This window comes from Flavobacterium sp. AC105, assembly GCF_979258495.1.
Window position 1 is genome coordinate 4,106,101 of sequence record NZ_OZ409860.1, and the last position, 26,829, is coordinate 4,132,929.

Annotated in this window: 25 protein-coding genes; 12 read left to right on the plus strand and 13 right to left on the minus strand. The window is 33.2% G+C overall.

Annotated elements, in window-relative coordinates; translation table 11 throughout:
• Positions 1-12: 12 nt before the first annotated feature.
• The 3 genes from ACZ0AH_RS16920 to ACZ0AH_RS16930 form a co-directional block, all read right to left on the minus strand.
• Positions 13-1,107: a DUF695 domain-containing protein gene (locus tag ACZ0AH_RS16920; protein WP_463476970.1), complete on the minus strand. Its 1,095-nt coding sequence runs from the start codon at positions 1,105-1,107 to the stop codon at positions 13-15.
• 22 nt (positions 1,108-1,129) lie between these two features.
• On the minus strand, positions 1,130-3,064 hold the full coding sequence (locus ACZ0AH_RS16925) for an amino acid permease (protein ID WP_463476971.1): 1,935 nt from the start codon (positions 3,062-3,064) through the stop codon (positions 1,130-1,132).
• Positions 3,065-3,350: 286 nt separating this feature from the next.
• Positions 3,351-4,199: an NAD(P)-dependent oxidoreductase gene (locus tag ACZ0AH_RS16930; protein WP_463476972.1), complete on the minus strand. Its 849-nt coding sequence runs from the start codon at positions 4,197-4,199 to the stop codon at positions 3,351-3,353.
• Between the two features lie 435 nt (positions 4,200-4,634).
• On the opposite strand from ACZ0AH_RS16930, the gene ACZ0AH_RS16935 reads away from it, so the two are divergent.
• Positions 4,635-5,789 carry a Gfo/Idh/MocA family protein gene (locus tag ACZ0AH_RS16935; protein ID WP_463476973.1) on the plus strand — a complete coding sequence of 385 codons (1,155 nt, stop codon included), beginning with the start codon at positions 4,635-4,637 and terminating at the stop codon, positions 5,787-5,789.
• Between the two features lie 147 nt (positions 5,790-5,936).
• Here ACZ0AH_RS16935 and ACZ0AH_RS16940 read toward each other — a convergent pair whose 3' ends face one another.
• The 3 genes from ACZ0AH_RS16940 to ACZ0AH_RS16950 all read right to left on the minus strand — a co-directional run bounded on the left by ACZ0AH_RS16940 (position 5,937) and on the right by ACZ0AH_RS16950 (position 10,044).
• Positions 5,937-6,368: a DUF6678 family protein gene (locus ACZ0AH_RS16940; RefSeq protein ID WP_463476974.1), complete on the minus strand. Its 432-nt coding sequence runs from the start codon at positions 6,366-6,368 to the stop codon at positions 5,937-5,939.
• Between the two features lie 158 nt (positions 6,369-6,526).
• Complete coding sequence (locus ACZ0AH_RS16945; RefSeq protein ID WP_463476975.1) at positions 6,527-9,433, minus strand: FAD-binding and (Fe-S)-binding domain-containing protein; 2,907 nt, start codon at positions 9,431-9,433, stop codon at positions 6,527-6,529.
• A gap of 389 nt (positions 9,434-9,822) precedes the next feature.
• Positions 9,823-10,044: a hypothetical protein gene (locus tag ACZ0AH_RS16950; RefSeq protein WP_463476976.1), complete on the minus strand. Its 222-nt coding sequence runs from the start codon at positions 10,042-10,044 to the stop codon at positions 9,823-9,825.
• Positions 10,045-10,338: 294 nt separating this feature from the next.
• On the opposite strand from ACZ0AH_RS16950, the gene ACZ0AH_RS16955 reads away from it, so the two are divergent.
• Both ACZ0AH_RS16955 and ACZ0AH_RS16960 read left to right on the plus strand, forming a co-directional pair.
• Positions 10,339-10,503 (plus strand): hypothetical protein, encoded by a 165-nt coding sequence (locus tag ACZ0AH_RS16955; protein WP_463476977.1) that lies wholly within the window; start codon positions 10,339-10,341, stop codon positions 10,501-10,503.
• A 251-nt stretch (positions 10,504-10,754) separates the two neighbouring features.
• Positions 10,755-10,988 carry a hypothetical protein gene (locus ACZ0AH_RS16960; RefSeq protein WP_463476978.1) on the plus strand — a complete coding sequence of 78 codons (234 nt, stop codon included), beginning with the start codon at positions 10,755-10,757 and terminating at the stop codon, positions 10,986-10,988.
• Between the two features lie 260 nt (positions 10,989-11,248).
• On the opposite strand, the gene ACZ0AH_RS16965 is transcribed toward ACZ0AH_RS16960, so the two are convergent.
• The 5 genes from ACZ0AH_RS16965 to ACZ0AH_RS16985 form a co-directional block, all read right to left on the minus strand.
• Positions 11,249-12,496: a phospholipase D-like domain-containing protein gene (locus ACZ0AH_RS16965; protein ID WP_463476979.1), complete on the minus strand. Its 1,248-nt coding sequence runs from the start codon at positions 12,494-12,496 to the stop codon at positions 11,249-11,251.
• 365 nt (positions 12,497-12,861) lie between these two features.
• A complete protein-coding gene (locus ACZ0AH_RS16970; RefSeq protein ID WP_463476980.1) occupies positions 12,862-13,224 on the minus strand; it encodes a hypothetical protein in 363 nt (120 codons plus the stop codon).
• A 138-nt stretch (positions 13,225-13,362) separates the two neighbouring features.
• The gene (locus tag ACZ0AH_RS16975; RefSeq protein WP_463476981.1) at positions 13,363-14,253 is read right to left on the minus strand and encodes a hypothetical protein; all 891 of its coding nucleotides are present in this window, start codon (positions 14,251-14,253) and stop codon (positions 13,363-13,365) included.
• Positions 14,254-14,264: 11 nt separating this feature from the next.
• Positions 14,265-14,573: a hypothetical protein gene (locus tag ACZ0AH_RS16980; protein ID WP_463476982.1), complete on the minus strand. Its 309-nt coding sequence runs from the start codon at positions 14,571-14,573 to the stop codon at positions 14,265-14,267.
• Positions 14,574-14,676: 103 nt separating this feature from the next.
• A complete protein-coding gene (locus tag ACZ0AH_RS16985) occupies positions 14,677-14,934 on the minus strand; it encodes a hypothetical protein (RefSeq protein ID WP_463476983.1) in 258 nt (85 codons plus the stop codon).
• Between the two features lie 249 nt (positions 14,935-15,183).
• On the opposite strand from ACZ0AH_RS16985, the gene ACZ0AH_RS16990 reads away from it, so the two are divergent.
• The 9 genes from ACZ0AH_RS16990 to ACZ0AH_RS17030 all read left to right on the plus strand — a co-directional run bounded on the left by ACZ0AH_RS16990 (position 15,184) and on the right by ACZ0AH_RS17030 (position 23,883).
• Positions 15,184-16,392: an anhydro-N-acetylmuramic acid kinase gene (locus tag ACZ0AH_RS16990; protein WP_463476984.1), complete on the plus strand. Its 1,209-nt coding sequence runs from the start codon at positions 15,184-15,186 to the stop codon at positions 16,390-16,392.
• Positions 16,393-16,909: 517 nt separating this feature from the next.
• Complete coding sequence (locus ACZ0AH_RS16995) at positions 16,910-18,481, plus strand: glycoside hydrolase family 10 protein (protein WP_463476985.1); 1,572 nt, start codon at positions 16,910-16,912, stop codon at positions 18,479-18,481.
• Positions 18,468-19,739 carry an MFS transporter gene (locus tag ACZ0AH_RS17000; RefSeq protein WP_463476986.1) on the plus strand — a complete coding sequence of 424 codons (1,272 nt, stop codon included), beginning with the start codon at positions 18,468-18,470 and terminating at the stop codon, positions 19,737-19,739. Before ACZ0AH_RS16995 ends, ACZ0AH_RS17000 begins: the two co-directional genes overlap by 14 nt.
• A gap of 20 nt (positions 19,740-19,759) precedes the next feature.
• Positions 19,760-20,101: a hypothetical protein gene (locus ACZ0AH_RS17005; RefSeq protein WP_463476987.1), complete on the plus strand. Its 342-nt coding sequence runs from the start codon at positions 19,760-19,762 to the stop codon at positions 20,099-20,101.
• Positions 20,102-20,200: 99 nt separating this feature from the next.
• The gene (locus tag ACZ0AH_RS17010; protein ID WP_463476988.1) at positions 20,201-20,650 is read left to right on the plus strand and encodes a GNAT family N-acetyltransferase; all 450 of its coding nucleotides are present in this window, start codon (positions 20,201-20,203) and stop codon (positions 20,648-20,650) included.
• A gap of 8 nt (positions 20,651-20,658) precedes the next feature.
• Positions 20,659-22,266, plus strand: a complete 1,608-nt coding sequence (locus tag ACZ0AH_RS17015; RefSeq protein ID WP_463476989.1) for a glycoside hydrolase family 3 protein — start codon at positions 20,659-20,661, stop codon at positions 22,264-22,266.
• Between the two features lie 125 nt (positions 22,267-22,391).
• Positions 22,392-23,030, plus strand: coding sequence for a peroxiredoxin (locus ACZ0AH_RS17020; protein ID WP_264536663.1), 639 nt, complete (start codon positions 22,392-22,394; stop codon positions 23,028-23,030).
• Positions 23,031-23,188: 158 nt separating this feature from the next.
• A complete protein-coding gene (locus ACZ0AH_RS17025) occupies positions 23,189-23,497 on the plus strand; it encodes a thioredoxin family protein (protein WP_041519142.1) in 309 nt (102 codons plus the stop codon).
• A 128-nt stretch (positions 23,498-23,625) separates the two neighbouring features.
• A complete protein-coding gene (locus tag ACZ0AH_RS17030; RefSeq protein WP_017495510.1) occupies positions 23,626-23,883 on the plus strand; it encodes a DUF6952 family protein in 258 nt (85 codons plus the stop codon).
• 312 nt (positions 23,884-24,195) lie between these two features.
• Here ACZ0AH_RS17030 and ACZ0AH_RS17035 read toward each other — a convergent pair whose 3' ends face one another.
• Positions 24,196-24,813: a response regulator gene (locus ACZ0AH_RS17035; protein WP_463476990.1), complete on the minus strand. Its 618-nt coding sequence runs from the start codon at positions 24,811-24,813 to the stop codon at positions 24,196-24,198.
• Positions 24,810-26,813, minus strand: coding sequence for a sensor histidine kinase (locus tag ACZ0AH_RS17040; protein WP_463476991.1), 2,004 nt, complete (start codon positions 26,811-26,813; stop codon positions 24,810-24,812). Before ACZ0AH_RS17040 ends, ACZ0AH_RS17035 begins: the two co-directional genes overlap by 4 nt.
• Between the last annotated feature and the right edge of the window lie 16 nt (positions 26,814-26,829).

The following is a 26,829-nucleotide window of genomic DNA, read 5'->3' on the forward strand; positions in this document are numbered from 1 at the left end:
GAACGGCTTTTTTTAGTTTTGTTGAAAATGGCTAAACGATTGCCAATATTTATCTTTATAAAAATCGTAGGTTATTTCTAGTTTTTTATTGTATTTCTTAATTATTTCATTTAAAACTTTCGGTGGTTTTCTAAATTCTTTACAAGCAAAATAAATTTCTCTTTTACTGTTTGCGGTTTGTCTTCCAATATTCAAATAACCATCATAATCTTTCAAATCTAATATTAATTCTTCTTCAATTTCATTTAGTAACTGATAAGTTTCCTTATCTGGCATTCCGTTATTGTTACTTCCATTAAATGGAATTTCAACACTCAAAATCCATGGATGTGAGGCTTTTTTATCCCAATTTAAAATATCTGTATTAATGACAGCTAATAGCGCTTCTCCGTTTTTTAGATTTGCTTCAAGGATAGAATAATTATCATTTTCAGTACTATGTCTTAAACCTTCATATTTCTCTACAAACTCTTTTTCTCTCCAGATCAAATAATCTTTTAATTTTTCTATTGGAATTAACTCTTCAGAAATTGTTTCTTTACCTACCACATTCAGATGGTCAATAATAGTTATTGAATCTAATTCTCCTAAAAAATTATCTAAGAAAATATAAATCGCATTTGTTATCATTGGCCTTTTTTCTTCAACAAAATGATCATAAACTATTGTCAAATCAATCTTATCCGGATAATCAGAATGCACATTAGGATAAAAATTTATAGTATCCATATTGAATTTAAAGCCGTCCATCTGAAGACCAAAATCCTTACCATTAGTTGACGGTTTTAAAGCTGTAAATCTCCAGCCATCAATTTTAGGAGCTGAACTAACTAATTCTTCTATTACAAAAATATTTTTGATTACACCGTCAGGAGTTAGAACTAATTCAGCTGTTTGATCATCAAGCATCCCTGTTAAAAAGTAAATTCCTTCATGAATTTCATTCACTTTTGGACCTAATTTACTAAAAAAGACTTTTTCAATGTCTTTCTTCTTTTGTACTGTTTTGAAAAATTCCTTTTCATGTTTCAAAAACCAGTCCCAAAAATCATTATAAGATACTATTGGAGCATCTTTTTTACCAAATAAACTTTTTAAAAAACTCATTCTATATAAATTATTGGAGTAATTAGGCCTGTGCCGGAAAATTCAATTTACTATTTTTTCTACTATACGTAAAGTAAATAAACAACCCGATTAGTAACCAGATTGTAAAGTAAATCCAGTTCCAAACGCTCAATTCTGCCATCATATACAGGCAGCAGATCAATCCTAAAAGTGGAATTAAAGACAGGTTTTGTCTGAACGACCAAACAGCTAATCCAACTAAAACGAATAAGAATATCCACATTGGGATTTTATGTTTGAATAAACTGAAACCTGATTCATATTTTAAGGAATCGTTGATTGGCAATCCTTTTACAACTTCAGCATATTTTGAATCGTCGTCTTGGTATTGGCTTAACAAATGTTCTAAATCTGATGTTTCGGCAGTTTTATTTTTAACGTCGATACTTTCTAAATAAGTAAAAACTTTTGCCGATTCTTCTTTATTTAAAGATGTAATAATTGTCGTAGCATCGTTTGTTTGTGCTTCATTATTAATAAAAGCCATCGTTGCTTTATTGTTGAAAGCAAATGCATAATATAATCCGGCAATCATTAAAACAGGCAAAATAAATTTTGAATTTACGTATGGCGTTTTGAATTTTCCTCTCGGAATTTCTGGTTTATTCTGTAAAACCAAAACTCCGGCGCAAACCAATACAAAGGCAAATAAAGTACCGATACTACACAAATCAGTAACCATAGTCAAGTTCAAAAACAAAGCGGGAACGGCTACCACAAAACCGGTTACGATTGTAGCAAATGATGGCGTTTTGAATTTTGGATGAACGGTAGAAAATTTCTTTGGTAATAAACCATCACGGCTCATACTCATCCAGATACGAGGCTGACCCATCTGGAAAACCAATAAAACGCTTGCCATTGCAATTACGGCACTTACGGCTATAATTCCTGACATCCATTTTAGGTTTAATTTATCGAAAACAAACGCCAGAGGATCTCCAACATTTAGTTCATTATAACGTACCATTCCGGTTAAAACCAAAGCAATGGCAATATATAAGATCGTACAAATAATAATCGCCCACATCATTCCGCGAGGTAAATCACGCTGTGGATTTTTACATTCTTCGGCAGTTGTCGAAATCGCATCAAAACCAATATAGGCAAAGAAAACGGCTGAAACTCCTTTTAAAACCCCGCTAACGCCATTTGGTGCAAACGGATCCCAATTGGCTGTATCTACGTAAAATACACCCACTGCAATTACTAAAAGTACAATACAAAGTTTTACAACAACCATTGCGTTACTCGCGTTACGAGATTCTTTCATTCCTCTGTAAACCAACGCTGTAATTAAAACAATGATAAATAAAGCCGGTAAATCGGCCACAAAGTGGAACGATCCAATTGTTGGCGCTGTTGTCCAGGCTGTATAGGCAGCTTGCAAAGCAGTACTTAAATTTTCGTATGATTTTCCGCCCTGCATTAAAGCTGTGGCATCTTTAAATCCGTTTGAAGCAGTCAGATAATCCATCTGAATCCATTGTGGGAGATGAATGCCGCCACTCTGGAGCAGTCCTGTAAAATAATCACTCCACGAAATGGCGACCGTTATATTGCCCACGGCATATTCCATGATTAATGCCCAACCGATTATCCAGGCAATAATTTCTCCAAAAGCTACATAAGAGTATGTGTATGCACTTCCTGAAACGGGAACCATTGAGGCAAATTCGGCGTAAGCAAAAGCAGCAAAACTACAAGCCAATGCTGTAAATAAAAACAAGAAAATAACAGCTGGTCCACCGTCAGCACTGGCTTTTCCGATAGTACTAAAAATACCTGCTCCAACAATTGCAGCAATTCCAAAGGCAGTTAAATCCCTTGTTGTCAAATGTTTACCTAATGCATTATGACCATCTGCTTCGTTTTTTGCAACTTGTTTCAGAATATCCTGTACTGTTTTTTTTCGGAATAAACCTGATAATGCCATATGTGAGTTTGCTTTATAAATTAATATATTTCGGTCTTTGTGCTTTTATTTTGCAAATAATGCAAAAATTATCCTGATTTCAAATATATAAAACGATTTTGTTTTATTGGAAATTATTTTTTGCCGCTAAGGCGCTAAGTCGCAAAGATTTTTTTTGCCCCACGGATTTTGCGGATTAAACAGGTTTACACAGATTTTTTTTTAATCTGTTTCATCTGTGTGAATTTGTGGGCTAATTTTTTTCACGCAGATTTTGCAGATTCAGCAGATTATTTTTTGCCACAGATTAATTTTCTTTTAAATAATTAATGATCGAAATAACATCCTGACTTCCTAAACCTGATTTTTCTGCATTCGAATACGTGTCTAAAATAGAACTCGTTAAGGGATAATTTACACCATTTTGTTGGGCAAGAAATAAATCTTTCGTCATTAAACTTAAGGCAAAAGCAGGCGAATAATCCTCATCAATCAATAATGGGGTTTTAACTTTTGTGGCACCACTACCGGCAGCACTTTCATTAATAATTTCGAGTAAATCAGTCCGATTAATTCCGTTATTTTCTGCAAACAATACTGTTTCAGCCAATCCAAGATATAAAATGGAGAGAAAATAATTCACACTTAATTTCGCTGCAAGGCCTTTTCCGTTTGGTCCCAAATGTTTAATTAATTTTCCGAGTTTTTCTAAATAAGGCTGTGCAATTTCTAAATCAGAAGCATCGCCTCCAACCATAATGATTAGCGCTCCGTTTATTGCAGGCTGTGTGCTTCCGGCAACAGGCGCATCCAGAAGCGAAGCTTGTTTTTCTTTTAGTTGCTCAGCAATAGATTCAGATAATTGTTGTGAAATCGTGCTCATATCGATAAAAAGTTTTCCCTTTAAAGATTCCATCAGAAAAATTTCGTCGTACGTTGCTTCAATTGCTGCATCATTACTCAACATCGTAAAAATAATGTCTGAGCTGGCAACCAATTCTGAAATTGAAGAACAAATTGTGGCGTTCGTTTCTTCAAAAGGCTGTGTTTTTTCAGTCGTTCTATTAAAAACGCTTAACGAAAACCCTGCCTTTTCAAGATTTTTTGCCATTGGTGTCCCCATATTTCCAAGTCCTATCCATCCCAGTTTTTTCATTTTTATTTATTTATTTTTTATTATTTATTTTTTATTATTTATTGGCTACTAAATTTACATAAAAACCGGTGTTATTCTTTATAACCACAGTTAAAATATAATCTTCCTAAACGTTTTTATTTTTTAGTTCTGAAAATCAGATGATAAACTCATTTTTTTTAATTTTAATTGTTATTGATTGCAGTACAAACTTGCGACCTAATCAAAAATGGGATGTAGTTCAATCTATCGTCTTTTTTTGTTTTATTTTATTTTGTTTCACGCAGATTTAAAAGATTTAAGCAGATATGTGCAGATTTTTTATAAATTAGACTTACTGTATTTTTGTATAAATACATAATATGTAAAGTCAATTCGCTGATTATAAATAACTTACAATGAACAAAATTGTAATATTCTGAAAACAGTTTTACTAATAAATAAAAAATAAATTTTATGGAAAAAATATCAAGACGATCATTTGTAAATAAATTTGGAGTTGGAGTTGGTGCTTCAGTAATTATGACGACACTTCCATCCTTTTTGGCTGAACCACTATCAGATGAAAAGCCGTATACAGGAAAAAAATTAAATGTCGCATTATGCGGTCTTGGTATTTATGCTTCATTACTGGCAGAAGGAATTGTAATTTCTGAATACTGCAATCTATCCGGAATAGTGACAGGCACTCCGGCAAAAGCAGCTAAATGGAAAACCCAGTACAATATACCGGACAAGAATATTTATAATTATCAAAATTTTGATGATATTATCAATAACAAAGACATCGATTTAGTGTATGTTGTTCTGCCAAACAGCCTTCACAAAGAGTTTGTTATTCGTGCTGCAAAAGCCGGAAAACATGTCATTACTGAAAAACCAATGGCAATTTCTGTTAAAGATTGCGAAGAAATGATCAAGGCCTGCAACGATAATAATGTGCAATTGGCCGTTGGTTATCGCTTACATTATGAACCAACACATTTGGAAATTAAAAGATTAGGTCAGGAGAAAGTTTTTGGAAAAGTACGCTACATAGAATCATCGCTTGGCTATAAAACCTATGATACGATTGCCAAAACTCCTGTCGATGTAAATGATCCCGCCGTATGGAGATTAAATAAAAAATTATCCGGCGGAGGCCCTTTAATGGATTTGGGAATTTATTGCATTCAGGCCAGCCGCTATATTTTGGGAGAAGAACCTATCGCTGTTACTGCTCAATTTGGAACTGTAAATGATAAAAACAGATTTTCAGAAACGGAAGAAAGCATTTCCTGGCAAATGGAATTTCCGAGCGGTGCGATGGCAAATTGCAATTCTTCTGTTGGTTATTATATTGACCGAATTTATGCAACTGCTGACGAAGGTAATTTTCAATTAAGTCCTGCTTTAAGTTATGGACCGTATGAAGGAAAAACATCGAATGGAATATTAAAATTTCCTCCAATAAAACAACAGAAAACACAAATGGATGAAATTGCAAAATTATTATTAGAGAATAAAAAACTACCCAATCACATTACAGGAGAAGAAGGACTTAAGGACATTAAAGTTATCAATGCTATATATAAAGCTGCAGAAACACAAAAGAAGGTTTTTATAAAGTGATTTGCCACTAAGGCGCTAAGTCACAAAGTTTTTTTGCCACAGATTAAAAAATTATTACAGATTATTATAATCATTTTAATCCTTTAATCTGTGGCTAATTTTTTTCACGCTTCTCTATAAAAAAGATTGAAGCAAATGTGCGCAGATTTATTTATAACCAAACAAAATTAATTCTCCATTTTCCTCAGTTATTTCAAATAGTCCAACTCTATTTATGACTTCTTTAATTTTATTCAAATTCTGTTCCTCAGTTAGTTTTCCATTTTGAAATTTTGACGGAAAGCGGAGAAATTCTATTTCTTTATAAAGTAACCAACCACCAAAAGAATGACCACTTTCAAAACCTATATTCCAATAATCAAATTCATAGGCAAGATCACTTGAAATATAAAGTAATCCCCTTTTTTCATCAAGGACTTTTTTAATCTCAACTTCTTTGATCCATTCAGAATTAGCTACAAAAGCATTCATTAGTTTCACCCATTTTAGGTTAGACATATAACCTGATGAAAAATTTTGTTGTATTGTCTGATCTAGTTTTTTATCTAATTCATCAAAGCCTGGTTGATATTTTTTCATTTTTTATTTAATAGATAACTAAAATTTTTCTCTCGCAGATTTTGCAGATCAAGCAGATTTTTTTATCCCGATAGCTAGCGGGAGCGTGAAAAAATTAAAAAAATCCGCATTAATCCGCGCTTTCACGAAGTGAATCCGTGTCATCCGCGTGCCATCTCTCAACGCAAGCAGCTTCTTAAAATACTAACCGGATGCTGTGCTTCACGGCTAGTTCCGTCAAAAATTTGATGGCGGCAACTCGTTCCTGCAGCGGCGATTTTTACGTTTTTGGCAGTGGCACGCACTTTTGGGAATAAAGTATCTTCTCCCATTTGCATACTCACCTGATAATGTTCTTTTTCGTAACCAAACGATCCCGCCATTCCGCAACAGCCGGAATTGTAAATTGTAACGGTATTATTTGTTGGTAAATTCAGCATCGCGAAAGTCGCTTCAACCGAACTCAATGATTTCTGATGGCAATGTCCGTGAATCTTGATTTCTTTCTTTTCTTCAGAGAAAGATTCCGGTTTTATTTTTCCGTCGATGATTTCTTTTTTAAAGAATTCTTCGATTGTAAAGGCACTTTGCGATACTTTTTCGGCAGCTTCTTTATCATCTGACAAACGTAAATATTCGTCTCTAAAAGTCAAAATTGCCGAAGGTTCGATACCTATTAATGGCGCTTTCGCGGAAATTAAATCTTTGAAAATATTCACGTTGATATTTGCGATCTTTTTCGCTTCTTCCAGAAATCCTTTTGATAAATACGTTCTTCCGCTTTCTTCGTGATCGACGATTAATACTTCGTAACCTAATTTCGTTAATAATTCAAAAGCATCGATTCCGATATTTACGTCGTAATAATTCGTGAATTCGTCATTAAACAAATATACTTGTCCGTTCGGGAAATTATTATTTTGCGGTTTCTGATTTTCGTACCATTTTTTGAAAGTCTTTTTCGCCAAAAGCGGAACTTGTCTTTCAGGCGCAATTCCCATACTTTTTTTAACCAAAGATTGATTCGAAATAAAATTCGTAATCGACGGAAACTTACTTCCCATTTTATTCAGTTTTGCATTGTGGGCAAAAATCTTATTTCGGGTCGAGAAACCGTTTGCTTTTTGATATTGGTATAAAAATTCCGCTTTTAAAGTGGCAACGTCTACATTACTCGGACATTCGCTGGCGCAGGCTTTACAGCTCACACACAACTCAAAAACTTCGTAAAGTTCTTTCTGGTCAAATTTATTTTCTTTTTCAGAATACGTCAAATATTCACGCAACGCATTCGCTCTCGCACGCGTCGTTTCTTTTTCGTTTTTAGTCGCACGATAACTAGGACACATCGCTCCTCCTGCCGATGGCAATTTTCTACAATCGCCAGATCCGTTACATTTTTCGGCTGCACGTAAAATTCCTAAACTATCTGAGAAATCCTGAAACGTTTTAATATCCGGTTCTACCCTGCCCGAAATCACACGATGGTTTTCGTCCATTTTTAAGGCATTCACAATCTTCCCAATATTCAAAACCGAATTCGGGTCAAACGCTAATTTGATTCTTTTCAGCAATTCATAATTTTTCTCGCCAATCATAAACGGAATAAACTCTCCGCGCACAATTCCGTCGCCGTGTTCACCGCTTAACGAACCTCTATATTTCTTCACCAAAATCGCCACATCTGTTGCGATGGTTCTGAATAATTTAAGATCTGATGTTTTCTTTAGATTCAAAACCGGACGCAAATGCAGTTCGCCCGCACCGGCGTGCGCATAATAAATTGCGCCTTGTCCGTGGCGTAACATCATTGCCGAAAACTCTTCAATATAAGCTGGCAAATCGCTCAACTCAACGGCTGTATCTTCAATAGAATCGGCTGCTTTATCGTCTCCTACGATACTTCCTAAAAGGCCTAATCCGGCTTTTCTAAGTTCGTTTACTTTTTCAATATCTGCACCATAAATTTTTACGAGTGCATAACCAAAATTATTTTTTTCTAAATCCGCCACTAAAGCATTTGCCTGATTTTCGGCGTCTTGCGCATCGTGCGAAGCTACTTCAAACATCATAATTGCTTTTGGTTCTCCAACCAAAAAGAATCGGTTTTTAATGTGTTCGCGATTGGTTTTGGTACAATCCAGAATCGTGTCGTCGATCATTTCGCAAGTATATAAATGATGTTTCATCGCCACGACAACAGATTCCAGCGATTCCTGAATGCTATGATAATGTGCCACTACCATAATATTATTCGCAGGCGGTAAATCGTCTACTTTTAAGGTAATTTCATAAGTAAAAGCCAAAGTTCCTTCGCTTCCACAAAGCAATTTTCCCACGTTAATTGTTGGTTCAGTTCCGCCAAACAAATCTGATTTTAGTAGAATATCAACGGCATAACCTGTATTTCTTCTGTGAATCTCCGGTTTCGGAAACTCTTTTATAATTTCGTCCTGCGTTGCTTTTACCGAAAGTTCGTCGTAAAGACTTTTGTATATTTTATTTTCTAAAGTATCACCTTTGGTTTTCTCGATAAATTCAGCCGAAGTCAGCTCTTTAAAAACCACTTCAGATCCATCGCTCAAAAGTCCTTTGATTTCAACAATTTTATCTCGCGTAACGCCATACCTGATTGAAGTTGTTCCCGAAGAATTATTTCCCACCATTCCGCCAATCATACAGCGATTTGAAGTCGAAGTATTCGGACCAAAAAAAACGCCGTGAGGTTTCAGGAACAAATTCAGTTCGTCGCGAATTACACCAGGCTCGACCGTAACCGTTTTTTTAATCGGGTCAAAATTCAGGATTTTGGTAAAATTCTTCGAAACATCCACTACAATTCCGTCGCCAACCGTTTGTCCGGCAAGCGAAGTTCCCGCGGTTCTTGGCGTAATCGAAATTTGGTGATGCGCCGCAAACCGGATCAGTTTACTAATATCTGCTATCGTTTTAGGCACGGCAACCGCTTTTGGTTTAATCCGGTACACCGAAGCATCGGTCGAATAAAGCGTTTTATGAAGATCATCGTATAAAAGTGTTCCTTCTAACGATGCTGATAATTGTTCTAAATCCTTAAGTATTGACATTTTTGCTGAATATGATTTCACAAAAATAGTTATTTTTTTAAGGTTCAAAGATGCAAAGGGACAAAGGTTCAGAGGTTTTTCTTTGATTGGGTCTTTTTGAATTAAAATTTGGAGTTTTAATATTGAAATTAACCCAAATGTTATCCTGAGCGTCCCGAGGCTTCGGGAGAAGGCTTTTGAAAATGGAATTTATTTATTGGAATTTTCAGGAGCTATTTCCTGCTATTCGTTTCAATCTTTTGTGCCGCCGCGGCGGACACAAAAGGATTTCCACTTCTATCAGGGCTAGGGCACTCTTTTTCATAAGAAGTTTTGTCTAAATTAATTGACAAGAAATCATTACCCAACAATGCCCTCATGCAATATTTACAATCCCTACTTACAGCACTTTATTTTGATTTGTTGACAGTGTAAATTCCGCCCACAAGTAAAATGACGCCCAGCCCTAAATAAAGGTATCCCTGTTGTTTACCGGATTCGTTGGACGCATTAATTTTTAGTCCTAATAAATTAACTTCTTTTGTATTATCAGCTATTTTGTTGATGCCTATATATCCCAGACCGAGACTAATAATGATTAGAATTATTCCTATTATTTTTGATGGATTCATGTTTTTTGAATTTAATTGTTTCTCTAATTTAAGAAAAATATTTTTCAATCAGATGATAATATTCATTTTATCCTAATTGATACAACGATAGGGCGGATTTGTAATTCGTTCCGACAAAAATTAAACACGAGAAAACTTATATACTTTGCGGGCACGGATTGCAAATCTGCGCTATCGGGTTTCATTAGAAAATTATTTGAAAATTGATAAATAAAGCTTCAAAAAATATTTTTCTTAAATATTTACAACAAAATACATTTTTTTCGATATAACATTTATAAATATTATAATAAAATGGAAAAACTAAAAAATGAAATTGCAATAGCAAAAATTAGACTAGAAGCTTTAAAATATTCAATCAAACATTTTCGACAAGGATCTCAACAGGAAATGGATTTTTTGGAAAGTAATTTAATGATGCTAAAAAGACAACTAATAGTAGGAAATATATTAAAATAGCATTAATCAACTTGCACAAAAGCTGACAAAGATTGACGCAAAACGATAGTTAAATTGCTTTTTTATTAAAAAAAACTCCTAGTGATTACGCGGGTTTTACTATATTTGCCGTTCCTTAATTACAGAATCATGACATCTAAAAAACTTTTGCCCATGTGGTATGGTGGCGGTATTGGAAACAACCGTAACACTTCTGTAAGTGTAGGACACCTTAGCCTCATGGGTTTTATATTTCCTAATATTACAGAGTTATGAGTACCAACACCCTTTCAGAAGAAGCTGAAAAAAGGCTAATCCATTTTTTTAACGACACCATAGAACCCGAAGAAATGTCCAGGGCAATAAGGAAACTAAATTATATACTTGCCTTAGGCATTGTGCGCCAAGACCCAACTCTTCAAAACGAATTGATCAATTTAGAAGACGGCTTTTTTTGGCTGAATGAATTAGCAGAAGTTTTAAATCCTTATTTGAATGTGGAATAAGATTTTGATTTTTACAATAAATGGAAAACCTCGACTTTAAAAGATCGAGGTTTCTCGTTTAATTTTTTTATTAATTATTTGAACGGGTACGAAATTAGGAGATTTTGCACAGCATAGAACTTTTAATAAGATTTTCGATTTTTTGAAGACTTTGAATAGCTTTGACTTCACTAAACGCAAAATTTTTAATTATACTTTATGTTCTGAGAAGATTTCGGAGAGTTGGTTTAATTCTAATCTGTTATGACCCATGAAATTTTCTAACTATGCTTCATCATATCATAAAGCGGATATAATTTTCTAAATTCATCAAGAACGGTTGATGAAATATTTTCTTTAGAAAGTTTTGGACTTAAATAATCTATATTACAGCCAATTATAAAATATTTATCAATACTTTCTTTATTGGTTTCTTTTAATAAATCCTCAGGAGTTTTAATATCTCTTATTGCTGGTGAATTAGGTGTATTAATCCAGTATTCATCTCCAAGATTTTTAAACGCATTAAAAAAGTTTGTTCTAAAATTTTTATCCATCATCCTTAGCTTGAAGTGCTCTCTATCTTTAAAACTACCATTATTTCTCCCTAATACCAACCAAACACCTACACTATTTTCATGAATAATAATTTGCATCCTTATATTATTGATAAAGGAATCGGGTTTATTTATAGACTTATCACCACTGGCATATTTCTGTAATTGATTAAATGATTTTCCATAATGTAACCATATTGCATTGATATAGTTTCCACTAAATTGATTAAAAAAATGCCTACTTACGATTTCTCTGGATTGGTGGTGGTGATGTAAATCATTAAGTCCATAAGATTGAAACCTTGGAAATATTTTTTTATGTAATTGGAGAAATTTATCTCTTACTTCTTTTCTTAATCGTTTAAGATCAGGATTATCAAGACGATGATATTTTATATTGAATACTTCATGCTCATTAGCCGAAAAAAATTGCCCTTTATCTTTTGAAACATTTTCCTTGATCCTGTCGATTTCTTTTTCGATTTCTTTGATTTTGATTGAAGTTTTAGCAAATCTAGTTTTATAATTTTCAATAAAAGATTGAGTAACTAAGTAGCCTTTAGAATACAACTCTTTAAACCAAATTAATATTCTTTCACATTCCGTTAAATCGTTAATTTGATAATTCATCTCTATATTTTTTTCGAATCCCCAATTTGTTGTATTTGAAGACCCAATAAAACAAGTAAATGAATTATCAATTCGTTGAATTAGATATACCTTAGGATGAAAGGTGAATTGTGTTTCGTAAATTCTTGCATTTATCTTTAAATCAGTAAGGATATCTTCGAACACTTTTGGGTCAGTAGAAAGGTCTATACCAATTAAATAATTTTGAGTTGCATCTTTTGGAAGATTTGTTTGAAGAAATTTCCATCCATAATGACTAATCATAGCTGATGCAATCCAAACAGATTTTGCTTGAACTAATTCGGCTTGAATGCTTCTTTTGATATTTGAATGAATAATCATAATAGTTATTTAGCGAGTCATGCACATATGTATTCAAATATGGCTTATGTATTTGCAGTTGGAGTTAATTGCAGAATACTTTTGTTTTGACTAAATACAAAAAAAAGCTAATTCCAATAAACCCCAGTCACTCCAACGGCTTTTACAAACTGCTCATTTATTCAATAAGTCTTCATCCTTAGTAGATATTCCCTCGATCTGTGAAGTCTTCTGACTTCAGAGCGACCATGATAGACAAACATATTTAAAAAAACATATTGGATCGGGTACAAAGTCAGGAGATTCATAACAGCGGGCAAAATTCTAGTATTAAACTTCTAATAATGTCTTTCGTTTTTAGAATACTTGGGATAGCACATACAATTTTAAGATTTAAAATTTTGATTAATAAAATATCTCGTATCCAATATGAGTTTATAATTTTCTAAATATTGGTTTTCCTTAAACATTTTACTTTTTTGTAGAGCTTCTACTTTCTCAATTAGCTTTTCAATCAATTTATATTCATTAGTTTCAGAAGAAAATCTTAAATCAGAAAGCAGGCGATTATCATCTTCTTCTCCAGTAACCCTTTGGATCAAAACTTTTTCATTATTTTTTGCAAAAATTACATGAACTTCAAATCTGATTCCAAGATGAATTTCCTTATGCTCTAAAGAATCTGCAATTGGCCAAAAGAAATTTTCGGTATTATCTATAAGGTTATTAATTGTTGCTTCAATATCCATAAAATTTTATTTAATGAAACTGATCAAATAATGATATGTTAATATAAATCTTATCTAGTATTACTAGTAAATTTTCTCTAAGAAAAACTCAAATTAATCGTTATACCAAATCTTCGTCAGTAATTTTCTTTTCAAATGTTATAAACTCTTAATAGATTTTAAAAAATTTCTAATTTCTCTATCATGAATTGCTGTAACTCCTCCTGTGTGTTTATTTTCTATGTTATAATGAAAAATATGGTCTATAACAAAACTTTTGTTTTTATCAACGTTTGTCCAACTTCCTTTAATAAGAAAGTAAAATAGTTTAATATCTCTATCTGAAGGGACAATAATTTGTTGGATAATTGACGCATCTTTATCTAGCTGTGCATTTGACTGAAATAATTCAAATTCCTTAGAAAAAATCATTTTATTTGTTGAATCAATTGAAACAACATAGACTTTTGCATTTAAATTTCGACTTGGTGCAGAGGAATTACAGATTTTTAGGTCAAAAATGTACTCACTTGAAGATTTATTTGTTAGTGTAATAGGTTCTTCTTTACAAAGTGAAAGAAATGAATCTATGCCATTATAAATATTTACATTCTCCTTAATTGAATCTTTTAATTTTTCAACATTTTTTTTCAAAGTATCCAATTTTAGACCTTGCTTGGCAAAAGCCTCTGAAACATCATCGAATAATTTCTTTCTATTTGCATCAATTCCAACTTTTATTTTTGTAGCGATTACTAAGTCTCTTGTATTATTTTCTTTTCTTATAAAGCCATCTTTAATATCTGAAGAAATATTATTATTATATTCTTGTAAACATAAAAATATTGCAATAAAAAACAATGTAAAAAAAACTTTTTTCCCTCTGATTGTTAGTTTACTCCATTGATTGGTATATCTATCGTCCGTTAACTCTCCTTTTGTAGTTAAAAAAGTTAAGTAGCCAGTTAATATGGCAACAATAATGACAAATATTATATTAGGTAAAGGAAGCAATATGTTTAAATTTATAGTTAATTCTTTAAATATCATGGAGATCAGATTTATTTTTTTACTTTTTCTAATCCACACCAGAATCGATTTCCTTTTGTCACTAATATCGAATAATTTTTCCCTGTTCTACTTACTGCACTTTCAGCAGAAGAAAAAACTTCTTCAATAGTAAAATTACCAATTTTATTGTATTCTGCATTTGGTAAATAATACTCAATTTTTGTCTTGTCATCAATTATGGTTCTAATAAAACCTCCCGCTTCCATTTCCTTGTGTAAAATTTCATATTCATTCCAATCAAGTGGTTCTTTATTTGTTTCATCTTTATGCAACATTACTCTTGTTGTAAACTTAGCCATAATTTTTTTTGTGTTAGATAATACTTTAATTAGTTATTTATTTACTCTTCTAAGTTATAATTATCTTCCGATGCTTACCGTAAAATTAAAACTTCCAATTTCATTAACTAAAATTAAATCTTTTCCAAGGAATTTGAGACATATGTAATTTGGATAAAAAATTCACAATATCTGTTCGTCCATAGTATGTTGGTATTCCTCTAGAATTTTGTGCCATTAAGATAATTGGCATTCCTGGAAAATATCTTGAAAATTGCTTAACTGCATTATCTCGTTCACTTGAATTCAACACATGAGATTTAACAATTACAATCGCAAAATTCTGACCTTGTTCTTTTATAATAGCACCTTCTAATTGCATAACTTTTTTGATTTAATTGGTTAATAAAAATTAATAATCAATCAAATTTCATCTTAAAATTCAGTACTATTTTACGGAAAACCTTTTTCTAGAAAATAAATTTGTATCCATCAAAAATATCAATTAACAATTCTAAACAACCAAGTACATATACCCGTTTTTCCAAAACAAAAAAAATCCCCAACTTTCCCTAAATTTATATCCAAATAAATCCCATTTTAGCATTACCAAACAAAAAACATCATTTTAATGAATAAAAATATAAGTGCCCTTTACGAAATCGCTCAAAAAAAGACCCGAAAAATAATAGGTTTAATGTCCGGAACTTCGCTTGACGGACTTGATATTGCGCTTTGTGCTATGTCTGGTTCGGGTGAAAATACGGTTGTAAAAATTCTGGAATTTGAAACCATCAATTATACCGAAGACATTAAAACCGAAATCCGTAAAGTGTTTGCACAGAAAACAATCGATTTTCAGCATTTGGCTTTGTTAAACGAATGGATCGGGATTTTGCATGCAGGAATGGTAAACGATTGTCTCTCAAAATGGAATATTGCCGCACACGAAGTCGACTTAATTGCTTCGCACGGGCAAACGGTTTTGCACGCTCCGAAGTTTTTGCATCAGCAGGAAAAATTCCCAAATGCGACTTTACAAATTGGCGATGGCGATCATATTGCGGTAAAAACCGGAATTATAACGTTGTCTGATTTCAGGCAAAAACACGTTGCTGCGGGTGGCGAAGGCGCGCCTTTGGCGGTTTATGGCGATTATCTATTGTTTAGTAAAAAAGGCGAAAACCGCATTATGCTCAACATGGGTGGTATTGCCAATTTTACCTATTTGCCCACTTCTTTAAACGCTAGCGATGTTTTTGTAACCGATACCGGAACCGCAAATACCTTAATCGACATTTATACCAAACATTATTTCCCTGAAAAAAGTTACGATAAAGACGCCGAAATCGCCCAAACCGGAACCGTAAATCAAGCTCTTTTAACCGAATTAAAAAACAATGCTTTCTTCCAAAAAAGTTTCCCAAAAACCATTGGTCAGGAATTATTTAATTTTGATTTTGTACAAAATGCACTTTCAAAAACGACTTTACACAATATTTCGGCACCAGATTTGTTAGCTACTTTAACACGTTTAAGTGCAGAAACAATTGCTGAAGCGATTTTGTTTGTGGTCAAAAACAGTTCGGACAAATTAGAAGATTTCAAAATTTATATGTCGGGCGGTGGCACAAGCAATCCATTATTGGTCAAATGGCTGATGGAATTATTGCCGTACAAATTTCAAAAAAGCGATGATCTGGGTATTTTAAGCGATGCGAAAGAAGCGGTTTTATTCGCGATTTTAGCCAATGAAACGGTTGCGGGAGGTGATTATAATTTCGGGACAAACAAAGGAATTCCCTCAGTAACAATGGGAAAAATTTCGTTTCCTTGTTAAAGTTGCCACGAATTACACAAATTAGCACGAATTATTTTTACTACTCCCGATAGCTATCGGGATACAGAATTAAAATGATTTTGTTTCACGCAGATTTTACAGATTTAGGCAGATTTAATTTTAGATTTTTATAACTTAATCTGCGCGCATCTGCTTAAATCTTTTTGAATCTGCGTGAAATTCATATTAAAAAATCTGTGTGAATCATTTTATCCCGATAGCTATCGGGAGTAGTAAAAATTTTCTCTCGCAGATTTAGCAGATTTGGCAGATTTTTTTATCAAACAGAAACAAAAAAATTGAGCTAATTTGTGCAATTTGTGGCAAAAAAAACTTTGTGCCTTAGTGCCTTTGTGGCAAAAACAACACACAGCATACATAATTAATATTTTATCGTAAATTTATTCAAAAACAAATACATGAAAACCAACTTAGTAACGTTCAAATTATAATTTCTGAATTATTTATTATAGTCCGTTAAAAAAACTATTTTTGGTTTCTGTTAAAAAAGATTGAAATGCATAAAAATCAGCACCTAATATACTCTATCCTATTTTTATTTTTCTTTGGATTAAAATCCAATGCACAGGAAAAAACAATGTATCCTAAAAACGAATTTAGAGGTGTATGGATTGCAACTGTGGTGAATATTGACTGGCCTAAAACCGCTACTGACGGTGTTGAAAAAGAGAAAACTGATTATCTTGAAATTTTAGATGCTTATAAAGAACTTAATTATAATGCTGTAATTGTTCAGGTTAGAAGTGTTGGTGATGCTTTTTACCCATCTGAATTGGCGCCCTGGTCGCGTTTTTTAACGGGTAAAGAAGGTCAGGCTCCAACTCCGTATTACGACGCATTGGCCTGGATGATTGAAGAAGCGCACAAAAGAGGTTTTGAATTTCACGCGTGGCTGAATCCGTATCGTGCGACTTTCGATTTAAACAAACAACAATTGAGTCCTAATCACGACGTTTTTAAACATCCGGAATGGATGATCGAATACGGCGGAAAAATATATTATGATCCTGCGTTGCCTGAAGTTCAGGAACATTTGACCAAAGTGGTAAAAGAAGTTGTTGATAAATACGATATCGACGCGATTCATTTTGATGATTATTTTTATCCGTATACTGTTCCTGGAAAAACATTTAACGATACAGCTTCGTTCAAAAAATACGGAGCAGGTTTGAGCCTTGCCGATTGGCGTCGTGCGAATGTGAGCAACTTTGTACACACGATTTCTACTACTATAAAAGCAAGCAAACCGTGGGTTCAATTTGGGATTAGTCCGTTTGGGGTTTGGCGTAATAAATCAGTTGACCCAAAAGGTTCTGAGACACAATCAACTGCGAATTATGATGATTTATATGCTGATCCAGTTTTATGGATGGACCAAAAATGGATCGATTATATCATGCCTCAATTGTATTGGAGTATGTATAATCCGAGAGCCTCTTACTCTAAACTAGTAAAATGGTGGTCTGAAAATTCTAATAATACTGCGCTTTATATTGGTCATGCGTCTTATAAAATTAGAGGCGATAGCGACAAAAGCTGGAATTATGTTAGTGAAATTCCAACGCAGGTTGATTTTGCAAGAAGTTTCAAAAAAGTAGGCGGAAGTGCTTATTTTAGTGCCAAATGGTTCATCAATAAAAACTTTGATATTGTGCGCCTTTTGGCCGATAATCAATACCGATATCCGGCGCTTCCGGCTGCTGTTCCCAATTTAAAACATATTATTATTGATACGCCTGTTGTAGATGAATTTACAAAAGATACTACTAAATATGCTTTCAAAATTAAATCTCCGCTGAACACAAAAGTGCGTTATATGGTGATTTATGGTGGTGAACATGTTTCTAAAGTAGATATTAATGATGCTACTAAAATAATTGACAAAATTGCCGTGTACCAATACGACGGCAGCATTACGTTTTCTATCCCAACTGAAAAAATCGAGCAGTATAAAGCTTGCGCTGTGACATTTATTGATTATTTTGCAAACGAAAGTACCCCAACTGCTATCGACTTAAAACAGAATTATAAAATATATTCACCTGCTCAGCCTAATGAAAACAGATAATAAACCGTGGTTTTGGATTCCGCTGCTCAACTTTGCTTCCGGATTTCCTTATATAATTATTACATCCGTATCTGTATTGATGTATAAAAAATTAGGCATCAACAACGAAGATATTGGTGTTTATACCAGTTTATTATATCTGCCGTGGGTTATAAAACCATTATGGAGCCCGTTTATCGATTTGCACGGGACTAAAAGAAAATGGTTTCTGGCGATGCAATTGCTAATTTCAATTGCGTTTTTAATCGTAGGTTTTACCATTCCGCTTAATAATTTCTTTTTGATGAGTCTGGCTATTTTTTGGGTTGCGGCTTTTGCTTCGGCTTCAAATGATGTGGCAAGTGACGGATTTTATTTATTGGCTTTAAAAAAAGACGAACAATCTCTTTTTCTAGGAATCCGTAATACCTGCTACAGATTAGCGATGTTAACCGGAAACGGACTGATTGTACTTCTTGCCGGATATCTGGAACATAAATATGGTGATAATACAAAAGCGTGGTCACAAACTATGGTTTTTGTTGGTTTGGTAATGGTATTCTTAACGCTTTATAACTTTGTTTTTACTCCAAAAAATGCTGAAAATACAATAGATACTAAAGAACAGGCAGATCATAAAAGTTTCGGTTCTGTGTTTGTGAGCTTTTTCAAAAAGAAACAAATCGGATTGGTTTTGGCTTTTATTCTCGTTTTTAGATTAGGTGAATCGCAATTGCTTAAAATGCTGACGCCTTTTTTGGTTGACCCAATCAGTAAAGGCGGAATGGGTTTAGAAACCGAAGACGTAGGATTAATTTATGGTACTTTTGGTTTGATTGCTTTATTGGCCGGAGGAATTTTAGGCGGACTTACGATCTCTAAACAAGGTTTAACAAAATGGATGTTACCGATGATTCTGGCAATGCATTTACCCATTCTTGGTTTTGTGTTACTGGCACATTTTCATCCCACTTCAATTTATTATATTTACGCTGTCGTTATTATAGAACAATTTGGTTACGGATTTGGTTTTGCTTCTTTTATGATGTTTCTGATTTATGTTGCCGAAGGAGAATCTAAAACCTCACATTATGCACTTGCAACTGGTTTTATGGCATTAGGAATGATGCTTCCGGGAATGTTGAGCGGTTATATTCAGGAATATTTGGGTTACGGAAATTTCTTTATTTGGGTCTTTCTGGCCACGGTTCCTGGTATTATTTTATCTCGTTTTTTAATTTTCCCAAAAGATTATGGGAAAAAATCTGAAGAAGTTTAACCCCAAATCAAACATCTTATATGGAAATCAATGAAAATTTGCAGTCCGAACGCAACTTAAAAGGATCTGAGTTCGAGAAAACAGGAGAATTTGAAAAAGCAATTGAGTTATATGAGGAAAATGTTGCGGAAAGCTTTAAAGGAAACCATCCTTATGATCGATTGGCAACCATCTACAAAAACCAAAATGATATCGATAACGAAATTCGGGTTTTAGAAAAAGCGATTATCGTTTATGAAGAAATTACAATCGAAGACAGAATTGAAGGTTTACCCAAACTCTTCCGTTTTAAAAACCGACTCGAAAAAGCAATTGAAACAAAGAAACAATTAGCCAAACAAAAAAAAGCAAAACTAAAGTAAAATATCAAAATAATAGCCTTCGTCATTTAGTGAGAGCGTAAAGTTTTTTTTTAAAAAATTAAGCTTGTTTTGACATAAATACTAAACTTTTATTTAATCATGATTACCTTGAAAAGAACAAACTCTGATGATATTGATTTTATAAATCTCGTGGTTTTATTAGACCAGGATTTAGCCATTAGAGACGGAGAAGATCACGCCTTTTACAATCAATATAATAAAACCGATAAGATAAAACATGTTGTCGTTTTTTATGAAAATGATACTGCCGTAGGTTGTGGCGCTTTTAGGGAAAAGGAAAGTGACAAGGTCGAAATCAAACGTATGTTTGTACATCCTGATTTCCGAAAAAAAGGAATTGCATCTCAGGTTTTGGCTGAATTAGAAATTTGGGCAAAAGAGGTACATTACACTTATACTATTCTGGAAACCGGGAAAAACCAGCCGGAAGCGATTAATTTATACCAAAAACTAGGTTATACCATAATTCCGAATTATCCGCCTTATGAAAAAATGGATAATAGTGTTTGCATGAAAAAGACTTTATAATAATGAAAATGACAGCTCAAGCATTAAAACAAAAAGTGGGACAATTCTTTTTTCCCGCTGTATTCATAAACGATACCGAAGAAAATATTCAGGAAACCGAACGTGTAATAAAGGAACACAATATTGGCGGATTGACTTTTTTTCACAGTCGTGCGAGCGCTGCAACGAATTATGAAAGCAAGAAAAAAGTCGTTTTTAACGATGATAGTTACCAAAAAATAAAAGAGCTTATTGTTCGCTACCAAAAGGCCGCTTCTACTCCACTTTTAATCAGTATTGATGCTGAATGGGGTTTAGCGATGCGTATCGAAAAAACACCGCAATATCCGTATGCGATTACGCTTGGCGCTTTACCGGAAAGTAAAGCTAATTTGGTTTATGAAGTGGGAAAACAAATAGGTTTAGACCTGAAATCAGCCGGAATTCATTATAATTTATCGCCTTTGGCAGATATTAATAATAACCCGAATAATCCGGTTATTGGCTATCGTTCTTTTGGTGAAAACAAAGAAAAAGTCGCTGATTTTGGCGTAGAATATCTTAAAGGAATGTCGGAAGTTGGGATTCTTGGCTGTCTGAAACACTTTCCCGGACACGGAAATACCAATGTAGATTCGCATTTGGGATTACCGGTTTTAAATGAAACGCTTGAAGAATTACTGGAAAACGAATTATATCCGTTCATCAAAGGAATCGAAAATAATGTCGATTCGATTATGATTGGACATTTGGCTGTTCCGAGTCTGAATGACGGAAAGAATACTTCGGCTACTTTATCGAAACCTATTATTGAAACGCTTTTACGTGAGAAATTGGGCTATGATGGTTTGGTCATTTCTGATGCTTTAAACATGCACAGCGTTTCTAAATTATATGATATTAAAGGCGAACTGGAATGGGAAGCTTTTAACGCCGGAAATGATATTTTGTGCTTTGCCGAAAATGTTCCGGAAGGAATTGAGGCAATCCTGAAAAATGCTTCTCCGGAACGTATTGAACAAAGCTTCAACAGAATCATGAAAGCCAAAGAAAAAGTGGATATTTTATCCGAAAACACTTTTACTTCGGGATTATTAAACTTCGAAAAAGCTTCTGAATTAAACTTTGAAATTGCTCAAGACTCCATTACAAAAATCATTGACAATTCGAATACTGAATTGGCTTTTGAATCTCAAAAAAACAATCAATTAGCCAAATTGAGTTTGTATAAAGGAGTTGAAAATACGTTTTTTAAAACTTTAAATTCAAAACTTACTTCTCCTGAATTTGCTTTTGAAAACATAGAAGTTTCTGATATCAAATCGATAGAAAAAGAATTGGAAAATTTCGAAACCATAATCATTTCATTATTTGTTCCGAAGGCAAAACCTTTGAATAATTTCGAAATTGATGATGAAGTTTTCGCTTTGCTTTCAAATGTATTACAAACTAAAAAATGCATCGTTTATGTTTTCGGAAATCCGTATGTTTTACCACTTATTCCGAATCTAAAAAAGGCTTCCGGACTTATTGAAGTATATCAGGATTTTGAAGAATTTCAAAAAAATGCAGGAATTCAACTTTTAGAAAATATTTCTTGCAACGGGACTTTACCGGTAAATATTGACCTTCAATAACTTAAAACAACACATAGTTAAAATTGATCAACTTATAAATTTTAATAATCACTTCTTATTGTAAGAAACCTTACTTATAGACTACTTTTGCACCAGAAATAAATTTTTAACGTAAAACGAAAAATATGTCTTTAGTAGGAAAAAAATTCCCAAGTATTGCAGTAGATGCTATCTCAGAAATGGGTGATAACTTAAAAATCAACATTTTTGAAGAAGCAGTAAATAACAACAAAAAAGTATTATTGTTTTGGTACCCAAAAGATTTCACTTTTGTATGTCCAACTGAATTACACGCCTTTCAAGCTGCATTACCAGAATTTGAAAAAAGAAATACTATCGTAATCGGAGCTTCATGTGATACAAACGAAGTACACTTTGCTTGGTTAAACACTCCAAAAAACAACGGTGGAATTGAAGGTGTAACTTACCCAATTTTAGCGGATACAAACCGTAACTTATCTAACATTTTAGGTATTCTTGATATTGAGTCTACAGAATACAGCGAAGAAACTGATTCAGTTATCATCGAAGGTTCAAATGTAACTTACAGAGCTACTTACCTTATTGACGAAACTGGAAAAATCTTCCACGAAAGTGTTAACGATATGCCATTAGGCCGTAACGTAAACGAATATTTACGTATGGTTGATGCTTATACTCACATTCAGGAAAAAGGAGAAGTTTGTCCTGCAAACTGGGAAGCTGGAAAAGAAGCTATGTCTGCTGACAGAATTAGTACCGCTGAATATTTGAGCGCAAATTAATTCTCAAAGATTCTGAGATTCTAAGTTGCTAAGTCTCTAAGATTTAAAACTAGACAACAGAATTTTAATAAATTACATCTAATAACAAGTCACAAGATTCTAAGAGCAAAAAACTTAGCCTCTTAGAATCTTAGCGACTTAGAAACTTAAAAAAAGGTATGTTAATCGACTTAAACGAAGATACATTAGCAGATTTAGTTGCTAAAAACGAAAAAGTAGTAGTACAATATTCAGCTTCATGGTGTGGAAATTGCCGTATTATGAAACCAAAATTCAAAAAATTAGCAACAGAAAATGAAGCTATCACTTTTGTTTTGGTTGATGCTGAAAATTCTCCGGAATCAAGAAAATTAGCCAATGTAAGCAACTTGCCTACTTTTGCTACTTTCGTAAACGGAAAATTAGTTGGTGAAACTCAAACCAACAAACAAGAAGTTTTAATCGACCTGGTAAACGCAATCGCTTAATCTTAGATTTGTTAGACTTGCTTAGATTTTTAGACTACTTAGATTCTTTCAATCTAAGTTTCAAAATCAAGCGAAGTCCAAAAATCTAAGCAAGTCTAAGAAGTCTAAAAATCTAAGAAATCTAGAATATGAAATTACCCGTAATAAAGCAATTGACCCAATTTATCGAAGAAAACGATCAGGATTATATCATTGAAACGATTGAAGTTTTGGAAGCAATGACTGAAATTCCGTCTCTAAAAGATGAAGAATTAGATGTAATTGGCGAATTAATTTCAAATATGTATGGCGCGCTTGAAGTACACAAAATGGTAGTTCAGGGCACTGATAAAAAAGAAGCTTTGAATGCGTTTATGAAACGTGTTTTAGGTTCTATCGATAAATAAATCGACCTCTTTTTCAAAGAAAAAACAAAAAAACATGACTGAAGAAAGCGTTTCTATTCCAAAGAAACGCTTTTTTTTATGATTATAACTGCCCAAATGTGTTGCGTTCAACGGTTGAAACCGTTGGCAATATTTATACCTTTTATTTAAAATCTCAATTGTGTTTTTACCTGAAACTGCGTTAGGGATGGAAGCGGTATCCTTTTGTGATTACTTAAACTTCTTATTTATATCGAAAACTGCTATCACAAAAGATTTAGCGTACAGCCCGACCCGAAGGGAAACGCCATAATAAATAGCAACGAAATTAGTTTACCCAATATTCCGAAGTGCCCATTTAAGTAACGTGTTTTTCTCTTTTGTCAATTCCAGTTTTTCTATAATATTGGCACGATGACCTTCAACAGTTCTTTCAGATAAAAACAACAATTCGGCGATTTGTTTACTGGTTTTATTTTGGGCAATAAGTTCAATAATTTTCCTTTCGGACAATGTCAGCTTTTGTAGTTTGTCATTGCTATTTAAAGTATCTACTATTAAATTTTCTTCCAGATTAGTACTTACATAACGATTTCCTTTCTGGATTTCTTCTAAACATTTTTGCAATTCTATTTGTGCATGTTCTTTTAGTATATACCCGTAAATTCCGTATTCGCTGGCTTTTTTATAAAGCGTATTTTCTTTGTGCATGGTCAGCAAAATAACTTTTGTATTCATCCTGCTTTCCTGAATTTTTTTAGAAACGTCCAATCCGTCCAATCCGGGCATATTAATATCTAAAATAGCCACATCAGGCTGATGCAGCGTTATTAAATTTAAGGCCGAAATACCGTTTGAACACGTATCAATAACCTTATGTCCAAAAGATTCTACAAAAAACTTAGTTCCCTGAAGTGTAAAAGGATGATCATCTGCAATTAATATTCTCATCTTGTTTTTTTGATTTCAATGCTTATAATAGTCCCTTTTTTATCCGATATTATTTTGGCTTCTCCGCCAATAGCCCGGCTACGCTCAATGATATTATGAAGTCCAAAAGATTTTTTACTGTTCAGGGTTTCATTTACATTAAAACCAATTCCGTTATCTTTTATTTCTATTACTATACATGCATTATTTTCCGAAATTGAAATTTTGGCCGCAACTGCATTTGCATATTTAATAATATTAGACAAAGCTTCTTGTATGATGCGATATAACTGAAGTTCATCAGAAGTAGAAAGCGATTCCTTATAATCAATATCTGATGTGACCAAAAAATTATTAACCAATTGTGCTCTTTCTACCAATTGTTCGACACTTGCTTTTAAGCCTATTTTATCAAACATTACCGGATGAAGATTTCGGCTTATAATCCTGATGTCGTTTATAATACTGTCGATTTTTGAATCTGTGATTTCAGATTTTTCTTCAAATGATTTTTTCAGACTCAATAATTCATGGCTTACACTATCATGCAAATCACTGGCAATACGCCTGCGTTCTTCTTCGGTTTTTTCGAGTAATTGTTTGGTATATTCCTGCGAATTTTGTTTTTCGAGTTGTAATTTTTTCTGTTTTTGCCAGATGATATAAACAATTATAATTAGTAATAAACCAATTAGGCCAAAAACCAATAATGCGATTATATTGTTGTTATTTGTTATAGTTTTTTTCTGCAGTGCTATTTCCTGTTCTTTTGCCCTTGTTTGGTATTTTTTGTCCAGTTCTGCAACCTTGTGAGCCATTTCCTGGGTACCTAAACTATCTGTTGCAACATACATACTATCCTTATAAAGCATTGATGTTTCATAATCATTTTTATCCATAGCGTTATTATATAGTACAGCATATAAATCTCTTACCCGCGTATAATTTTGATCAGCCTTAAGTTGCTGAATAGCATCCAGAATAAGTTTGGTGTTTCGGATTCCTTTTTTTTGTTTAGATTCTACTGAAGCTAATGCCACTGTATATTCCTGAGTCGAAACCTTAGAATTCAAAGCCAATACTTCAGGTTCTAAACTGTCCAGAATTATTTTGGCTTCAGCTACTTTTCCCTGATCTAATATTCTGTGTACGTAATATGTATTAATTGAAATTTTAATGGAAGGATCATTTACCTTACTTTTTTTATAAGCAAAATAAACCGAATCTACTAAGGGATTCATCTTCGTATAATTCATACTTCGATCGTATAAATTAATTTTATTATATAAAACGATAAAAATATTCTCGATATTATTTTTTCTGTCTTTAGAGAAATTAGAAATGGCCATATTCAGGTAATCTTCAGCTTTATCATACTCTTTTGAAGATTGATATATTACTGCTGTTCCGGAATAAACAGAACCTATATTCGAGATATTATCTGTTTTTTTGAAATATTTTAATGCCAACAATTCGTTTTCCAATGCCAGATTCAGGTTTCCCAAATTAGTATTGCACCAAGCAATAGTGCGATAACTGTCGGCTTTAAAAAAACAAGATTGATAATCAACAACATCAACTGTTGTGTTTTTGCTATAACACTCAATTGCTTTTTTTAAATTTCCTTTGTCCGTATAAAAATCCCCAAAATACATGTTTATAAAAAGGGCATCCTTTTCAGGAATTTCATTTTTATAGTTCTCTGAAAAATTAGTTACAGTCTGAAAAAAACGCTGGTCAAAAGATGCAAAACTAGCCGTATTCCAGGCCACCACTTCTAGCGCTTTAGCTGCCTTACTATAATCTTGTTCTTTTATTTTTTCATTATAATACTTGTAGAAAACCGGCATATAATCTTTTTTAAAAAAATTATCTCCTTTTCTCAACCAGGTACAAGTAGCATCTAGTTTTTCCGGAGCTGCTTTTTTGTAAACAATTGTCGATTCTTTTTTTTCGTTACAAGCCAAAAAAGAAAACAGTATAACAATAAATAATGAAACTACTTTTTTATAGTCAGGCATATTAAGTGTGGATTTT

Excerpts from the sequence above, each read along its gene's own strand:
- ACZ0AH_RS16920 (WP_463476970.1), bottom strand. The coding sequence starts at position 1,107 with ATGAGTTTTTTAAAAAGTTTATTTGGTAAAAAAGATGCTCCAATAGTA.
- ACZ0AH_RS16925 (WP_463476971.1), bottom strand. The coding sequence starts at position 3,064 with ATGGCATTATCAGGTTTATTCCGAAAAAAAACAGTACAGGATATTCTG.
- ACZ0AH_RS16930 (WP_463476972.1), bottom strand. The coding sequence starts at position 4,199 with ATGAAAAAACTGGGATGGATAGGACTTGGAAATATGGGGACACCAATG.
- ACZ0AH_RS16935 (WP_463476973.1), top strand. The coding sequence starts at position 4,635 with ATGGAAAAAATATCAAGACGATCATTTGTAAATAAATTTGGAGTTGGA.
- ACZ0AH_RS16940 (WP_463476974.1), bottom strand. The coding sequence starts at position 6,368 with ATGAAAAAATATCAACCAGGCTTTGATGAATTAGATAAAAAACTAGAT.
- ACZ0AH_RS16945 (WP_463476975.1), bottom strand. The coding sequence starts at position 9,433 with ATGTCAATACTTAAGGATTTAGAACAATTATCAGCATCGTTAGAAGGA.
- ACZ0AH_RS16950 (WP_463476976.1), bottom strand. The coding sequence starts at position 10,044 with ATGAATCCATCAAAAATAATAGGAATAATTCTAATCATTATTAGTCTC.
- ACZ0AH_RS16955 (WP_463476977.1), top strand. The coding sequence starts at position 10,339 with ATGGAAAAACTAAAAAATGAAATTGCAATAGCAAAAATTAGACTAGAA.
- ACZ0AH_RS16960 (WP_463476978.1), top strand. The coding sequence starts at position 10,755 with ATGAGTACCAACACCCTTTCAGAAGAAGCTGAAAAAAGGCTAATCCAT.
- ACZ0AH_RS16965 (WP_463476979.1), bottom strand. The coding sequence starts at position 12,496 with ATGATTATTCATTCAAATATCAAAAGAAGCATTCAAGCCGAATTAGTT.
- ACZ0AH_RS16970 (WP_463476980.1), bottom strand. The coding sequence starts at position 13,224 with ATGGATATTGAAGCAACAATTAATAACCTTATAGATAATACCGAAAAT.
- ACZ0AH_RS16975 (WP_463476981.1), bottom strand. The coding sequence starts at position 14,253 with ATGATATTTAAAGAATTAACTATAAATTTAAACATATTGCTTCCTTTA.
- ACZ0AH_RS16980 (WP_463476982.1), bottom strand. The coding sequence starts at position 14,573 with ATGGCTAAGTTTACAACAAGAGTAATGTTGCATAAAGATGAAACAAAT.
- ACZ0AH_RS16985 (WP_463476983.1), bottom strand. The coding sequence starts at position 14,934 with ATGCAATTAGAAGGTGCTATTATAAAAGAACAAGGTCAGAATTTTGCG.
- ACZ0AH_RS16990 (WP_463476984.1), top strand. The coding sequence starts at position 15,184 with ATGAATAAAAATATAAGTGCCCTTTACGAAATCGCTCAAAAAAAGACC.
- ACZ0AH_RS16995 (WP_463476985.1), top strand. The coding sequence starts at position 16,910 with ATGCATAAAAATCAGCACCTAATATACTCTATCCTATTTTTATTTTTC.
- ACZ0AH_RS17000 (WP_463476986.1), top strand. The coding sequence starts at position 18,468 with ATGAAAACAGATAATAAACCGTGGTTTTGGATTCCGCTGCTCAACTTT.
- ACZ0AH_RS17005 (WP_463476987.1), top strand. The coding sequence starts at position 19,760 with ATGGAAATCAATGAAAATTTGCAGTCCGAACGCAACTTAAAAGGATCT.
- ACZ0AH_RS17010 (WP_463476988.1), top strand. The coding sequence starts at position 20,201 with ATGATTACCTTGAAAAGAACAAACTCTGATGATATTGATTTTATAAAT.
- ACZ0AH_RS17015 (WP_463476989.1), top strand. The coding sequence starts at position 20,659 with ATGACAGCTCAAGCATTAAAACAAAAAGTGGGACAATTCTTTTTTCCC.
- ACZ0AH_RS17020 (WP_264536663.1), top strand. The coding sequence starts at position 22,392 with ATGTCTTTAGTAGGAAAAAAATTCCCAAGTATTGCAGTAGATGCTATC.
- ACZ0AH_RS17025 (WP_041519142.1), top strand. The coding sequence starts at position 23,189 with ATGTTAATCGACTTAAACGAAGATACATTAGCAGATTTAGTTGCTAAA.
- ACZ0AH_RS17030 (WP_017495510.1), top strand. The coding sequence starts at position 23,626 with ATGAAATTACCCGTAATAAAGCAATTGACCCAATTTATCGAAGAAAAC.
- ACZ0AH_RS17035 (WP_463476990.1), bottom strand. The coding sequence starts at position 24,813 with ATGAGAATATTAATTGCAGATGATCATCCTTTTACACTTCAGGGAACT.
- ACZ0AH_RS17040 (WP_463476991.1), bottom strand. The coding sequence starts at position 26,813 with ATGCCTGACTATAAAAAAGTAGTTTCATTATTTATTGTTATACTGTTT.